The organism is Mycobacterium arosiense ATCC BAA-1401 = DSM 45069 (assembly GCF_002086125.1).
GTDB lineage: Bacteria > Actinomycetota > Actinomycetes > Mycobacteriales > Mycobacteriaceae > Mycobacterium > Mycobacterium arosiense.
On record NZ_MVHG01000072.1, the window covers coordinates 1 to 13,331 of the forward strand.

Genomic DNA, 13,331 nt, shown 5'->3' on the forward strand with positions numbered 1-13,331 from the left:
ACGGCCCGAACGCCCCGGGCACGTCTCGCCAGGCGATCCCACACCGGTACCGATAAATAATGCCCTCGACCATCGAGCGGGCATCCTGAAAGGGCCTGCCCCGCTTGCCCGTCCGAGTCGGAAGCAAATCTTCAATCAACGACCACTGAGCATCGGTGAGCAACTGAAACCGCGACATGACTCAAGCCTCGGGCACAACATCCAAAATCTTTGCCAGACACGCCCTAGCCGACCCTGACTCCTCCCCGCAGCAGGCAAACTCTGCTCAACCTCGGCCCTACCCCGCCGATTCACCGAGGCCGCCGCCGACTACCGGCTATCGGTAATCGACGCCAGCCACACCGGCCCTGGCAGCTACCGGTCATCGGGGAACCCAACCCACACGCCGTGCTGATTCGACCCGACGGCAACGTCGCCTGGGTCGACACCGACGGCAAGGCAACCGGACTTCCACCCGGCACTGATCAAAAGGATCCCAGGTCGACAGGACCACGCTCGCCGTCCCCGAACGATCGCCTAACCCTCGCCTCGCAGATCCCTGGTGGCGGCTTGACGCGCAGCGCTCCCCCGTCGCGGTCTTACCGAGGATTACGGCGGGATCGAATATGACGGGTTACCGGTAACCGACTTTACATTACGAATTATATACCGCTGCAACATGATTCGGCTGACCCCCGGGTGGCTGTTAGGCCGAGCGCCGCCACCGCGAACGCGATGCGCCATTGCCGTCGCCGGGTTCCCACGTCCTGCTGTGGAGCAGCATCCCGCTGCGGCGCGTCCTGGGTATTGGGCCAGTGACATGTCCGCATAGTAGCCACGACTTTCTCGGCGCTACGCCAAATCTCACGCATCCAGGAACCTACACGCCGTGCTGATTCGACCCGACGGCCACGTCGCCTGGGTTGACACCGACGGCAAGGCAACCGGACTCCACCCCGCACGGACCGAATGATGAACCCGCACACCCTGACGACGCTACGACCTGTCGCAGCGTCAGGAGCGGTACCTGCCGGCCGCCGAGTAATCGGCGAGCGGTTGGCGAGCCGGCCTTGGCACCGCTCCCCCGGTGGGGACTGCTGCACTCATGCGCGCCACGCCGTCTACCGCATGTGGTTACGCAACGGTGGGACCGCACGGTGGTCGAGGCATTCCCTGAGCTTGACGGAGTGCGTTACAACAGCCGTTTTGGCGGGGCACCCTGTGTGGCGCTCTTTGCACCGGCGCGCTCGGCAATGCCGGCGCTCTCGCTGCCCTTAACGCACCCCGATCTGGGCGTGCGCCTCGGTGCAGCGCGCCGTCTGGGATACCAGATCATCTGAATGCCGGGCCAGGCCAAGGCCATTGCCGAAACCGACTCGCTCCTCCGCCCATCGAGACCGGTCTACTACTCCATAGGGGCAGCGCTGATCCGAGGAGGCAGCTTATGCGTGGCCTGATCCGCAACCAAGGCCGGGCAGGCATCCCGTGCCGCCGGGGACACCGCCGGGTCCGGCGAACTGGCCGCCAGAGCCGCAACCGACGCCGGCTAGGCAGCCGTGACCGCCAAAACCACCGCCCGGGCCATCGTTTTGGCCGCCCCAGCCGCAATTGCCATTGCCGTCGCAGCCACCCCCGCCCGGGTCCTGCTTGAAGCCGACGGCATGCACAGTCATCAGCGGTCCGGTCGATGAAGGACCGATGTTCGGGATCGCCGGAGCAACAGCCAGTAGCGCACCTACCGCCGAGGCCGACGCTAGCGCTTTGGTAAGGGTTAGATGAGCTAACATTCGCTATAAATACCACACCAGCCAAGTGGACAAAACCTGGTTGTGCTGCAGCCCACACACGGGAGTCCCCGTACACAGGGGACCCGAAAGGAGCTTCGGTGCAACACGTTCTAGCAGACGCCGCAATGCTGCACGGCGTTGGCCCAGACGCCATTGCCACCTTGGCGGACGAACTCGAGCAGGTGACCCTTCCAACCGGACACACGGTGTTCGTCGAAGGCGAACCAGGCAGCGACCTGACGGTGGAACGGGGGCCTGGTATGCCTGAAACTGGCGGTCCTCATAGCTGCGCGACGCTTACAACGTTGTGGCCGTCAGGATTTCGAATATTTGCTTGCGGGTGCGGCTCAGAAGGCCAGGCCGTAGCAGCCCAGCCAGAGCAGCAAGAGCACCAGAATGAGTGCCACCAAGGTGATCGCGGCGACGAACTGTAAGATGGGGTGCGGGCGCATCGCCACGGCGCCCTCAAAGTCCTGTCGTTACGACAATGCCCGTCGCCGCGAGCGACTCGTGCAGGATGCACTATCGCCACCCCGAGTTGGGCGGGTAGTCGCCTGATGCCCGCAGTTGGCTCCACTCCTTCGCGTGGCAGTGCAGGCTCATGTTCCCGCGGCATCCGTCCGCGGGCGGCCGACTGGGCAACGCTCTTCGCTCATCCCAAGTCCGACGCACGCGCCGGAGGCGCCCGAAAGCTGCTGTTCACCACGACCGACAGTCGCGTCGACCAGTACCGCGCGATGCGCGACAGAATCATCAAACTCCTCGAGTGCCACCCCGTGAGTTCCGGCTAAGCGCACCCAGCGTGCGGAAACCCGCGCCGCCGAAAAGGTCAGCCCGCTCCACACCGCACTCGGCACCGGCGATGATGAACCGCACCGCGTGGTCAAGCGGAATCCGCGCCTGCAGGTCGGGGGCCATCGCGGGGAATGTCGAAAAGGTAATCTTCGCCGTGAAAGCGTGCAGATCGACCGGCAAGCGTGAACTCATGGCTGTGCACATGAATGACCCGAAATCCTCGCCGATTGATGTCATCTAGATCTGGACCGCTCGGCTCGACAGCGTCCGAGACATGTTGACATATTTCAGGTTCGCGCATGCCAACTAAATCCGGAACGGACAAGTGCCGATGTGGGCTAGGCGCTCGCGTACCTCGGGCCGCCTCGCATACGCCGTGACGGGCACGCCGGCCTCAAGCAGGCGCAGCACCATAGGTTCACCCAACTGACCCGCTGCCGACGGTGTTGGACACGTGCACTCTTCTCGGTGTCGGCGGCCGCTCACAAGCTTAGTAGACCAATGATTGACTAATTGTGTAGACGGCCGATAACGTCACCTCGATGCAGCCTCGGCAGGGAGCAGCCCATGCACGTAAGAATTGAAAAGGCCTCGGCATGGCTCGGAGTGACCATGCTCGGCGGTTTTCTTGTGATGTTCTGGTTCATCGCCGGACTCATCCCGCCGATGAGCCCCGCTTTTACCGCCGAGCAGACGGCGCGGATCTACAGTGACAACCAGTTGCGCATCCGCATCGGTCTCGCCCTGATGATCCTGCTTGCTTACCTTTTCGCGCCGTTCTTCGCCCTGCTGTCACGCCAAGTACGCCGGATCGAAGGTTATTGGGGCGTCATGTCTTTGACTCAGCTATTGCTGAGCGTGACGTTCCCGTTCGGCTTCTCGCTGTGCGCGCTGTTCGCTGTGGCAGCCGCGTACCGCCCCGAGCGCAATCCCGATGTGACACAGGCGCTCAGCGATTTGTTCTGGTTCGTCTTCGTCGGGCTGGTCGGCCCGTTGATCACCCAGGTGGTCATTCTGGCGTTCTGCGTGTTCATCGACAGACGCCGGGTGCCGAGTTTCCCGCGGTGGTTTGGCTACTTCAACATCTGGTACGCCGTGCTCGGCGTTCCGGGATGCGCTATCTACCTGTTCAAGACGGGGCCGCTGGCGTGGAACGGCATGTTCGCCTTCTGGATTCCCCTGACCGTGTTCTGCATCTGGATGGTGGTGACTGCGATCATGCTCACCAAAGCGGTCGACGTCGAAGCCGCGGAACGGGAAGAGCGCGCCGCGAACCGAGAATGGGAACCCGCGGCGTGATTCTGACATCCATGCGGCCGACCGTTGGCGAGCACTCCAGCGTCCGGCCGACCACGCATGTGCCCGGCGAACCCGGCGTATGGATCTTCCTGTTCGGCGACATGGTGGTCTTCGGGGTCTTCTTTGCGACGTTCATGTACCAGCGCGCGCAGGCGCCCGAGCTGTTCGACACGTCGCGGCACACGCTCAGCATCGGCATCGGGCTGACGAACACGCTGGTCCTGCTGATTAGCTCGCTGCTCGTAGTGACCGCTGTTCGCGGAATCCGGCAGTCCCAGCGCGGAGCCGCGCAATTGATGCTCGCAGGGGCACTGGCCTGCGGTCTCATTTTCATCGGGCTTAAGTGCGTCGAATACACGGCCAAGGTGACCGCCGGGCACGTCCCGACCGAGAACAACTTCTACCTCTACTTCTTCATCCTGACCGGCCTGCACCTCTTCCACGTGCTGATCGGCGCGGGCGTGCTCATCCTGCTGCTGACGCAGGCGCGCCGCGGCAGCCTCAGCGCGACACGGATGGCCGTCGTCGAGGGCGGTGGCTGCTTCTGGCACCTCGTCGACCTATTGTGGATAATCCTGTTCGCGTTGCTGTATCTGGTGAGTTGACCGATGACATTCGCATTGCTGCGCGCGCGCTCCACCCTTGTGTGGCTGGTGCTTGTCATGGTGACGATGTTGTCGTGGGCGCTGGGCGCGGACCACGGAGTCGGTTCGACAGTCGGCGTGGTCGTGCTGGGGCTGGCGGTGGTCAAGGTCCGGTTTGTCGGGCTCGACTTCATGGAATTGCGCAACGCGCCGCTCTTGCTGCGGGCGCCTTTCGAGGCGTATTGCACCATCTTGTGGATGGTTCTCGCCGGTATGTACTTCTGGCTCTGAGCGGGCGATGGCTGGTCAAAATCAACGTGCCCGCCGTGGGAGCGCGCCCGGTTTGATCCAGGCGGCCGCCCGAGAGGTATTCGCAGAGCGAGGATACGGCGCGACGACGCGCGAAATCGCTTCGCGCGCGGGGGTTTCGCACGATCTGATCTTCCGATACTTCGACAACAAGGAAAAGTTGTTCTTCGACGCGGTGGTGACACCTCTACTGGATGCTGTTGGCCGGCTGCATCAGCGATGGCTCGATGACCCCGCCCTGACAGCGATGGACCATGACCGACTCGTTCGTCGGTTCACCACGGGGTTCTACGAGTTCATGTCGAGCAATCAATCGATCGCGCGTGCGATGGTGCACGTGTTCGCGGATGAGTCACCCGGTGACGAACTCGATCGTGTGCGAGCCCGGATCAGCGCGACTCTCGACCCGATCGTGACACCAATGGAACGTTATCTTTCGGCGCAGGGTCTGCGGACGTCTTCGCCGGCCTTGCAGCTGCGGCTACTGATGCTGTTCGTCGGTGTTGCGGCGACGTTCCTGCAGAACACCTATTCCTCCGATAAAGAGGTGCCGAGCGCAGACGAGATCATCGATGAGTTGTCCTTTACCATCTCGGCAGGGTTGCACGTGTCAGGTCGACCGGGACGGCCGGAATAGCGGCAGCCAAACACAATCGTTTGGATCGCCCGAGGGTTCGGTCCAATCCGCAAAGAAGACCTTGACCGGCAGGCCGACCGGATGTCGTCGGGCGATACGTCGACGAGTCCACCATGGCGACGATGTAAGGCGGATCCAAACCGGGAATCCAGGGTTGGCAGTTCACGGTGTACACGGCCACGGTGGCTCGCCCGGACACCGGTTGTGGGCCAACGTCGATGCTGCGGCATCCGCAGCACGCTGGTCCGGGCGGGTGAAAGAAATGTCCGCACGCGCGGCAGCGGTAAATCATCAGCTGACCGCGTGCCCCGCCGGTCCAGAAGGCATGCGTCTCAGCCGAAGGACTGGGAGCTAGCCGGAACTTGGGTCTACGCTACGCGAATCGAGCGACATAAGAGAAACAGTAAACTATATATTGTTTTGAACGTACTGATGTTGTGAACCCAAACCGGACCGGGTAGACGATTTCCGTGGCCTACTCGGCCATTGACAGCAGGGTTATCCATTGGCATGTATGCAACGGGTCGCCAGGGAAGCTGACCGAGTAACGCTGCGTTCTAATATATTTCGTCGACATCGTATCTATGATGAACTAGGCCGATTCCAATGGAGCGCATGACACACTGCATGCAGTCGATACGTTACTATGACGGTTTGCGGGGTCAAACCTGCTGTGGGCCACGATATTCCCCTTTATTTCATGGATAATCTATCTTATGGATGATCGTCATTGTCCATGAAACGCCTTTGCCTACGGTGTGCCGGGCTTCCGTTGAAGTCGAGCGGTCGTCTTCGCTGAACAAATCGATGCGTTCGCTTCCGGGCGGCGCCGGCCATAGCAGCAACGAAGCAACGAAGCAGGCGAAATACTTTGGTGCAGCTCGCAACTGCCGGCTAACCGACCCGGGGCACATGCTGGCCAGCTGAGCGAACCCGCCGCGGAAAGGCGCCGGCGGTACGCCCTCGGTGACGTCGTCGAAACCCCGTCCCCAATGCAACGGGGCCGTAGCTAAGCAGCCAATCGAATTGACGATACGGTAAGACGTCGGGTAGTCACGGTCAGTGAACAGCGATATTCTCAGGACGCTCATGCTGTCGTGCATGACGCAACGAGGCCGGCTGCGGGGCCGGCCGCAACGCGCCGACGAGAAGGGGAAACGCTGTGACGGATACGCTCACTCAGGGACAGAAGCTGGTGAAGGGCGAGTCGCTGACATCGAACAACGGGGCCTACACCTTGACGCTGCAGGATGACGGCAATCTGGTGCTGGCCGCGCGCGGGAAGGCCCTCTGGTCAACTGGGACAAACGGCCAGGATGTGGTGCGCGCCGAGGTGCAGCCCGACGGCAACTTCGTGCTCTACACCGCAGACAAGCCGGTGTGGCACAGCGACACCAAGGGCAAAAAGGACGTCCGACTCGTGCTGCAAGATGACCGCAATCTGGTGCTCTACGCCGCCGACGGAGCGGCGTGGTCGACGAAAACCGAGACCGACGCCCCGCCGCCGCCCGAACCTGAAGCCGCGGCCCCCGAGGTGACACCCGCCGCCGAAGAGCCCGCAGCCCAAGCCGAACCGGCACCCGAGCCGCCCGCGCCTGCGCCCGAGCCCGCCCGCACCTACACCGTGGCTTCTGGGGACACCTTGTGGGCCATCGCGGAGCGCTTTTACGGCGACGGCAGCAAACACCAGGTTATTGCGGACGCCAGCGGCATCTCCAACCCCGACCTGATCCATCCCGGACAGGTGCTAACCATCCCCTGATCGCGTTACGAACAGCCGCTGCGGCCTCGGTCCACTAGGACCCGGGCCGCAGCGCTTTTTTGGAGATCCTGCATCGGGTGAAGGGGTGCCTGAGAACATCAGCATCATTCGCGCGAAGACCAAGACGCCTTGTGAGCTCCGTGTCCGATCGACGGGTTCCGCGCCGATGAACCCGACAGGTAATCGCGGATGCGATACCGCTACTTCTTGCCGCCGAGTAGACCGCCCAGGATGTCGCCGGCCTTGCTACCGAGCGCCTTGCCCAGGATGTTGCCCAATGATTTGTTGCCACCGCCAGAGCCCCCGGCAAGGATGCTGCCCAACACCTCGTTGAGTGCGCCGCCGGACGCCTTCTCCTGGGCAGGGGCGCCCTTCTGGGTTAGTTGGTTGCCGATGTAGGCCAGGACAATCGGCGCCAAGATCGGCAACAGCTTCGCCAACAGCTCGGGATTACCCGAACCGGCCCCTGACAGTGCCGCGGCGACCTGGTTGGTGTCGTTGCCGCCGAAGATTTTCGCGATTGCCTGCTGGCCGTCGGCTTGCTGGGCCGTATCCGGGCTGAAACCGCTATCCAGCAAGCCTTTTGCGGCGTGTTCATTGACCGCTGACTCGATCCCCGCCGCGTGGTCGGGATCCTGAACATTCTGATGGACACCGCCGACCAGCACCGGCACTAGCGCGCGAACCGCGGTAGTCACCTCGCCCTCGTCGACGCCGAGCTTGCTGGCGATGTCTTGGGTGGGAATCTGCGCGAAGAGATCATCAAGACCGGCCATGGGCGCGTCTGCCTTCGTTGATTGTTGGTATGTCGTGACCACTCGCCGACAACTTTACACAGGCCAGCAAGCGGCGCGCAGCGGTGGTTGACCTCGGCAAGCTTTCGATTTGCAGCCTTGGCCGCTGACAGCGACGATCAGCTACTGGCTTGGCAGGGTTAGCTGTAGGTCACGGTCGCCTCGGCGTCGCCCGGTTTCCAGGTGATGGCGCCGTGCTCGAATGTCGACTTTTTGTGGCCCTCAGGTGTGTCTATCTCATCGCTCGTCGGATAGCCCAACTTGCCCTGCGAACCGCCCAGCTCGTTCCACTTGTCACGTATCTTGCCCCACACGACGTAGGCCTGCGTCTTGTAGACGATCACTCCGCCGTCGAATTGCTGGTAGATACCCCCGTCGGGATTCTTCTGCTCATTGCCGGTCGGTGCCCCCAGGTCTTTACGCGACTTGTCGTCGAGTGTCTGGTATTTGGTGAGGATGGGTCCCTCGACCTGGAACGCGGTGCCGTTGGCGCCTGTGATCTGTGTGGTACTGGGAGCCCCGCTTTGGCCTGGCGCCGGCGACGGGCTGGCGGTGATCGACGAAATTACCGACGAGGGAGCCGAGCCCGCCGATGAAGCAGCCGAACTCGCCGATGCACCGGTGCCGGTTGTGTGGCCACATCCGACACCAATTAAAGCGACTACCCCAACCGCAACAGGCAGCGCGACGCCTCGGCCAGCCACCTTTTTCTCTACGCTTTTGCTCACGATTCCTCCTAGTTGCAGCAACAACAGGCCGGAGTCGCGACGGCCGGGCGGCCTCCTCAAACCCAAAGCACCTCAGCCGTGGATCGCGATTTCCCCCAGTTGCCTGGTACACGGCGTACTTATGAAGCACGTCACACCGTATAGCGATAAATCCCATTCCACCAGTCCGGCGAGCCAACTGTTTCAACGCGCCAGAGATCTTCTCGAGGTGGCGTACCCGCCGGATTCTCCTGAGCGATCGAGACGACCTGATCGCCAATACGGAATCCGAGGCTCTCGCCGAGCTGCGCGCCGCGCTCGGTAGTTAAGGGCACCCTAGGTGGGCTACTACCAATGGTCGCCACGTATCTACCTGCAAGACACCGGTTTTCGGTGATGAAGACCGAATGTGTAACCGCGTTGCACCATAGCTGGTATGGCGCGCTCACCTCACCCGTCAAGTTCGGGTATTGAGTAATGGACTACCAAGCGCTCGGCGGAATGCTCGCGCTAGCACGGGAGGAAGCTCTATTAAGCTCGCTGATCACGTAGACCACTGCGCGGTTCGCGGTGCATCGGATGGATATCGAGTGAATCGACTTCCATTCGGAACCTTGACCTTCGGGCGCCCGGTGGCCCACTCCCCTGCTAACCGAGTGTTAACATCGCCGCGGCGAGGCCAATCACCGTTACAAGGGCCACCAATATCACCGCGACCACCCCGCGCACGATCTCTTCTTCCGTGAGTCGCCAGTGCGGCCTCGATTCGGCGAGAACGGTGTTCCCTCGACGGCCGACGGCGTTTATTTTTGCGACCGCCAAAAGGAGATCGTCATGCCCGTCGGCCGCATCGTTGTCGACTGGTGTGTGCGCGGCAATTGCGGTGGTCATATCAGCCCCCAGGCTTGCGGACGGCGATAGGCGTTACTGGGACATCAGAAACTTCGGCGTTCTGATATGTCCAAAGATAGGGGTGCGAGATCACATTTGCGGCAACGACGCTTAACGGTCATGGCACACAACCGTCCCTCAGTGCGCGGCCAACTGTAAATCGCGTCGAGCTGTTGGCTGTTCCAGCACCGTCGCTCATTTTCCGGTTAGATGGTCCTTGATGCTGAACCCATTGCTGTCGGTTCGGTGATTGTTCGTAAGCGGCATTCGCCGAAGATGTGGACCGCTGGTCTGCTCCAGAAAATCTTCCCCTACCTATCACGGGGCCGTCGAGAAGTATCGGTGCGTCCGTATTGGACGAGGACGGCACCTAGCCCGCGGTTCGGGCGCCCGCTAACGTGTAATGGTGCGCTATCAAGTGACGGAAACCGACACCGCAGAGCACGTCGGCAGCGGCGACGTGCCGGTGCTTGCGACCCCACGGCTAATCGGATGGCTCGAAGCGGCTACGGTACAAGCCGCTGAGCCGTTTGCCGGTCCTGGACAGACGACGGTTGGCACCGCGGTGCGCGTCCAGCACCGCCGCGCGACCCATGTAGGCGGCACCGTGGAGGTCACTGCCGAGCCATTGCCGGGCGATGGGCGACTACTCAGCTTCCAAGTGAAGGCCGTTGACGGTTCGGGACAGCTTGTTGCCCAAGGGGAAATCGACCGCGTCATCGTTGACCGGCAGAAGTTCCTCGCCCGCTGAGTAACAACTCTCTGAGCGGGCCTAGCTTGGGTTGTTCGTCGACGTTGTCGACGGCCTCCGCCGAAGCGTGAATCTCGGATCTGCCGTGGGGCCTTGCGGCGTTGGACAGACCCCGACCACGTCGCCGTTATCGCGTCATGTCTTGGCCGGCAACAATTCTGACACTTCCGACCCCGCCACCGTCTGTCTGACGGCCGAGGAGCGCCGCACGTACATCGACCACGTCAGCGTCGACCCAATGAGGTAGCAGGACAAGAAAAAGCAGAAAGCCGTCGTCTCAGAGCCGGTGCTCAGGTAGGACTGGCGCAGGGCAAGGTTGATCAATACGCCGCCGAGCGTGCCGATCGCGGCGACGATTCCGATCACGACGCCGGACATCGCGCGAACCCAATGACGGCGTTCGGCTTCGACGAGCTTCATGGAGTGGCTGCGGGCCTCGAAGACCGCTGGGATCAATGTGTAGACGGACCCGTTGCCGATTCCGCACAAGACGAACAAGGCCATGAAGCCGATGATGTAGCCGGTAGTGGTTGCTGCGCTCAGGGGGCCGGAGCGGCTGTCGGCATGGGCGCTCACCGCGATCAGCCCACCGACGGCCGCGGCCATCGCGAACAGGACCCCCATGGTCACTCGTCCGCCGCCGAGGCGGTCAGAGAGCCTGCCGCCGTACATCCGCGCCAGCGATGCGAGCAGCGGTCCGAGGAAGGCGACCTGGGCGGCATGCAACGACGCCTGCAAAGCCGTTTTTCCAGAGGCCATGTAATTCATCTGCAGCACCTGGCCAAAGGCGAACGAAAACCCAATGAACGACCCGTAGGTCGCGATGTAGAGCATCGCGAGAACCCAAGTGTCGCGCTGCGCCAAAGCCGCTCGCACGGGTTTGGGCTCGCCGCGGGGCAGCTCCACATTGTTCAAGAACAGTGCCGACCCGAGCGCGGCCAGCGACAGCAGCACCAAATAGATCCCGCATACCCAGTAGGGCTGCCGGTTGCCCGCGGTCGCGAGCACCACCAGGCCGACGATCTGGATCACTGGCACGCCGATGTTGCCACCGCCACCGGCAATACCCAATGCCGCGCCCTTAAGTCGCTGTGGGTAGAAGACATTCACGTTGGCGACCGCCGCGGAAAAGTTGCCACCGCCCATGCCGGTTAATGCGGCACAGACCAAATACATCCACAATGGCTGCCCGGGGTTGGCCAGCAGCACAGTGGTGCCAACGGTCGGGATCAACAGCACCAACGATGAGAACATCATCCAGTTGCGACCGCCGAACTTGGCCACCGCGACCGCATACGGGATGCGCAAGCAGCCACCGACGAGGGTCGCAGTGGCACCCAGCAGAAGCTTGTCGGCCGGCGACAGCCCGTACACAGACCGGGGCATGAACAGCACCATCACCGACCAGATCGTCCAGACCGAGTAGCCGACATGCATGGCGAACACAGACCAGATCAAGTTGCGCCGAGCAACGCTCTTATTGCCGGCTTCCCAAGCGGCAATGTCCTCGGGATTCCAGTTCGAAATGCTCCGCGCACGGCCCATTCACATCCCCTATTTTTCATGAATCGGAAACGACCGACGACGACGCTAACGTCGAATTCTGCGCGTTCGCGTACGGCTAGCTGTGAGTCGGCAATCGATTGGGCTCGTCAGCTGCAACCGGTGCCGCGAGATCGGCCTTGATACATGGAAATTCTTGAAGAATAGATCAAATTTGTTAAATATCAATGCCTTACAGCTGGGCCAACCACGGTGTGCGTAAGGCCCTACCGACATCGGTTGGATGGCGAACCCGAGTTCCTTTTTGGCACTCACACGTATCCGTGGGATCGAATGCGGCCGCGGCTGCGGCACCGACGACGCCGAACAAACCCGTCGCCGTGACCGACCAACGCCGCTCGGTTCCTATATATGGCGCCGACGGTCGGATCATCGAACTGGCGCTCGAGGACGGGTGAAATGGATCCGCGCACCGCCGTATACCCTCGACAGCCGGCGGCGGCGGCGCCATCGCCGAAGGACCGTAGTAAACCTCGTCATGGTTCTCGTCGGAGCTGGTCGACAATCGCAGCACGACGAGGAGGTCTGCGTGGTCGTGTGACGCGGGATGACCGAATAACCTGACGGCATGCTCACCGAGTTGATTGATCTTCCCGGCGGCGGCTTCCTCATGGGGTCCAACTCGTTCTACCCTGAGGAATCACCCATGCATGAAGTGACGGTGCGGCCATTTTCGATCGAACGTCATCCGGTGACCAATGCGCAGTTCGCTGAATTCGTCGACCAGACGGGCTATGTCACTGTCGCCGAGAACGCTCTGGATGCGAAGGCCTTCCCCGGCGTGCCCCCTGAGGACCTCATACCCGGTTCGCTCGTCTTCACCCCGACTTCCGGTCCGGTGGATCTTCGCGCTTGGCGGCAGTGGTGGACGTGGGTGCCGGGTGCCTGCTGGCGGCAGCCCTTTGGGCCCGGCTCCACGATCGAGGATCGGCTCGACCATCCGGTGGTCCAGGTGGCCTATCCGGACGCCGCCGCATACGCGAGCTGGGCGGGACGGCGGCTGCCCAGTGAAGCGCAATGGGAGTACGCCGCACGCGCCGGCGGCTCGTCGACCTATGCGTGGGGCGACGACGTCGCTCCCGGTGGTCAGATCATGGCCAACACCTGGCAGGGCAAATTCCCCTACCGCAATGACGGCGCCCGCGGATGGGTTGGTACCTCCCCGGTAGGAACGTTCGCGCCCAACGACTTTGGCCTGGTTGACATGATCGGCAACGTCTGGGAGTGGACGAGTACCCGCTACAGCGCCGGTCACCACCCGGGTCGCTCCGCGCCCAGTTGCTGCCCGACGTCGGCGACCGGGGACCCCGCCGTGATGCAGACGCTCAAGGGCGGCTCGCACCTGTGTGCACCGGAGTACTGCCATCGGTACCGTCCGGCCGCGCGGTCGTCGCAGTCTCAGGACAGCGCGACCACCCACATCGGGTTCCGCTGCATCGCTCCCTGACGACTGGTGGCGAAACACCACTCATA

At 62.4% G+C, this 13,331-nt stretch carries 17 protein-coding genes and 1 pseudogene; 10 read left to right on the forward strand and 8 right to left on the reverse strand.

The genetic code is table 11. The features are described 5' to 3' along the window. Positions 1-178 (reverse strand): transposase (locus tag BST14_RS31735; RefSeq protein WP_142279208.1); only part of this gene is annotated, 178 nt, incomplete at its 3' end. A 675-nt stretch (positions 179-853) separates the two neighbouring features. On the opposite strand from BST14_RS31735, the pseudogene BST14_RS31740 reads away from it, so the two are divergent. Together BST14_RS31740 and BST14_RS30135 are read left to right on the forward strand one after the other, a co-directional pair. Beyond that, a pseudogene (locus BST14_RS31740) lies at positions 854-952 on the forward strand (aromatic-ring hydroxylase C-terminal domain-containing protein); the annotation flags it as partial. A gap of 184 nt (positions 953-1,136) precedes the next feature. Further along, positions 1,137-1,319: a hypothetical protein gene (locus tag BST14_RS30135; RefSeq protein WP_158085910.1), complete on the forward strand. Its 183-nt coding sequence runs from the start codon at positions 1,137-1,139 to the stop codon at positions 1,317-1,319. A 102-nt stretch (positions 1,320-1,421) separates the two neighbouring features. Here BST14_RS30135 and BST14_RS31140 read toward each other — a convergent pair whose 3' ends face one another. Together BST14_RS31140 and BST14_RS21275 are read right to left on the reverse strand one after the other, a co-directional pair. Continuing rightward, positions 1,422-1,766, reverse strand: coding sequence for a PE-PGRS family protein (locus BST14_RS31140; protein ID WP_083066340.1), 345 nt, complete (start codon positions 1,764-1,766; stop codon positions 1,422-1,424). A gap of 753 nt (positions 1,767-2,519) precedes the next feature. Continuing rightward, positions 2,520-2,741, reverse strand: coding sequence for a hypothetical protein (locus BST14_RS21275; protein ID WP_142279525.1), 222 nt, complete (start codon positions 2,739-2,741; stop codon positions 2,520-2,522). A gap of 426 nt (positions 2,742-3,167) precedes the next feature. Here BST14_RS21275 and BST14_RS21285 point away from each other — a divergent pair, with 426 nt between their 5' ends. The 4 genes from BST14_RS21285 to BST14_RS21300 are packed head-to-tail and all read left to right on the forward strand — an operon-like array spanning position 3,168 to position 5,390. After that, complete coding sequence (locus BST14_RS21285; RefSeq protein WP_083066343.1) at positions 3,168-3,860, forward strand: hypothetical protein; 693 nt, start codon at positions 3,168-3,170, stop codon at positions 3,858-3,860. A gap of 11 nt (positions 3,861-3,871) precedes the next feature. Continuing rightward, positions 3,872-4,465, forward strand: a complete 594-nt coding sequence (locus BST14_RS21290; RefSeq protein WP_083066360.1) for a cytochrome c oxidase subunit 3 — start codon at positions 3,872-3,874, stop codon at positions 4,463-4,465. Positions 4,466-4,468: 3 nt separating this feature from the next. Then, positions 4,469-4,735: a cytochrome C oxidase subunit IV family protein gene (locus BST14_RS21295; protein WP_083066344.1), complete on the forward strand. Its 267-nt coding sequence runs from the start codon at positions 4,469-4,471 to the stop codon at positions 4,733-4,735. Positions 4,736-4,787: 52 nt separating this feature from the next. Beyond that, positions 4,788-5,390: a TetR/AcrR family transcriptional regulator gene (locus BST14_RS21300; RefSeq protein WP_158085911.1), complete on the forward strand. Its 603-nt coding sequence runs from the start codon at positions 4,788-4,790 to the stop codon at positions 5,388-5,390. Here BST14_RS21300 and BST14_RS31745 read toward each other — a convergent pair. Beyond that, entirely contained in the window at positions 5,338-5,682 is a 345-nt protein-coding gene (locus BST14_RS31745; RefSeq protein WP_368731261.1) for a Zn-ribbon domain-containing OB-fold protein, read from the reverse strand. The genes BST14_RS21300 and BST14_RS31745 overlap by 53 nt on opposite strands. 428 nt (positions 5,683-6,110) lie before the next feature. Between BST14_RS31745 and BST14_RS29700 the strand changes: the two genes are divergently transcribed. Both BST14_RS29700 and BST14_RS21310 read left to right on the forward strand, forming a co-directional pair. Then, positions 6,111-6,317: a hypothetical protein gene (locus BST14_RS29700; RefSeq protein ID WP_142279526.1), complete on the forward strand. Its 207-nt coding sequence runs from the start codon at positions 6,111-6,113 to the stop codon at positions 6,315-6,317. A gap of 235 nt (positions 6,318-6,552) precedes the next feature. Beyond that, complete coding sequence (locus BST14_RS21310; protein ID WP_083066346.1) at positions 6,553-7,152, forward strand: LysM peptidoglycan-binding domain-containing protein; 600 nt, start codon at positions 6,553-6,555, stop codon at positions 7,150-7,152. Between the two features lie 200 nt (positions 7,153-7,352). On the opposite strand, the gene BST14_RS21315 is transcribed toward BST14_RS21310, so the two are convergent. The 3 genes from BST14_RS21315 to BST14_RS21325 form a co-directional block, all read right to left on the reverse strand. Next, complete coding sequence (locus tag BST14_RS21315) at positions 7,353-7,928, reverse strand: DUF937 domain-containing protein (RefSeq protein ID WP_083066347.1); 576 nt, start codon at positions 7,926-7,928, stop codon at positions 7,353-7,355. A gap of 158 nt (positions 7,929-8,086) precedes the next feature. After that, the gene (locus BST14_RS21320; RefSeq protein ID WP_245845587.1) at positions 8,087-8,674 is read right to left on the reverse strand and encodes an LGFP repeat-containing protein; all 588 of its coding nucleotides are present in this window, start codon (positions 8,672-8,674) and stop codon (positions 8,087-8,089) included. Positions 8,675-9,301: 627 nt separating this feature from the next. After that, positions 9,302-9,544 carry a hypothetical protein gene (locus tag BST14_RS21325; RefSeq protein ID WP_083066348.1) on the reverse strand — a complete coding sequence of 81 codons (243 nt, stop codon included), beginning with the start codon at positions 9,542-9,544 and terminating at the stop codon, positions 9,302-9,304. 418 nt (positions 9,545-9,962) lie between these two features. On the opposite strand from BST14_RS21325, the gene BST14_RS21330 reads away from it, so the two are divergent. Next, positions 9,963-10,295 (forward strand): thioesterase family protein, encoded by a 333-nt coding sequence (locus BST14_RS21330; RefSeq protein WP_245845589.1) that lies wholly within the window; start codon positions 9,963-9,965, stop codon positions 10,293-10,295. A gap of 135 nt (positions 10,296-10,430) precedes the next feature. Here BST14_RS21330 and BST14_RS21335 read toward each other — a convergent pair whose 3' ends face one another. Further along, positions 10,431-11,840, reverse strand: a complete 1,410-nt coding sequence (locus tag BST14_RS21335) for a nitrate/nitrite transporter (RefSeq protein ID WP_083066349.1) — start codon at positions 11,838-11,840, stop codon at positions 10,431-10,433. A 586-nt stretch (positions 11,841-12,426) separates the two neighbouring features. Here BST14_RS21335 and BST14_RS21340 point away from each other — a divergent pair. Beyond that, positions 12,427-13,305 (forward strand): formylglycine-generating enzyme family protein, encoded by an 879-nt coding sequence (locus BST14_RS21340; RefSeq protein ID WP_083066350.1) that lies wholly within the window; start codon positions 12,427-12,429, stop codon positions 13,303-13,305. Positions 13,306-13,331 lie beyond the last annotated feature (26 nt).

Bases quoted from the DNA above. Each gene is read 5' to 3' on its own strand.
- BST14_RS31140 (WP_083066340.1), bottom strand. From the start codon at position 1,766: ATGTTAGCTCATCTAACCCTTACCAAAGCGCTAGCGTCGGCCTCGGCG.
- BST14_RS21290 (WP_083066360.1), top strand. From the start codon at position 3,872: ATGCGGCCGACCGTTGGCGAGCACTCCAGCGTCCGGCCGACCACGCAT.
- BST14_RS21295 (WP_083066344.1), top strand. From the start codon at position 4,469: ATGACATTCGCATTGCTGCGCGCGCGCTCCACCCTTGTGTGGCTGGTG.
- BST14_RS31745 (WP_368731261.1), bottom strand. From the start codon at position 5,682: ATGATTTACCGCTGCCGCGCGTGCGGACATTTCTTTCACCCGCCCGGA.
- BST14_RS29700 (WP_142279526.1), top strand. From the start codon at position 6,111: ATGATCGTCATTGTCCATGAAACGCCTTTGCCTACGGTGTGCCGGGCT.
- BST14_RS21315 (WP_083066347.1), bottom strand. From the start codon at position 7,928: ATGGCCGGTCTTGATGATCTCTTCGCGCAGATTCCCACCCAAGACATC.
- BST14_RS21325 (WP_083066348.1), bottom strand. From the start codon at position 9,544: ATGACCACCGCAATTGCCGCGCACACACCAGTCGACAACGATGCGGCC.
- BST14_RS21335 (WP_083066349.1), bottom strand. From the start codon at position 11,840: ATGGGCCGTGCGCGGAGCATTTCGAACTGGAATCCCGAGGACATTGCC.
- BST14_RS21340 (WP_083066350.1), top strand. From the start codon at position 12,427: ATGCTCACCGAGTTGATTGATCTTCCCGGCGGCGGCTTCCTCATGGGG.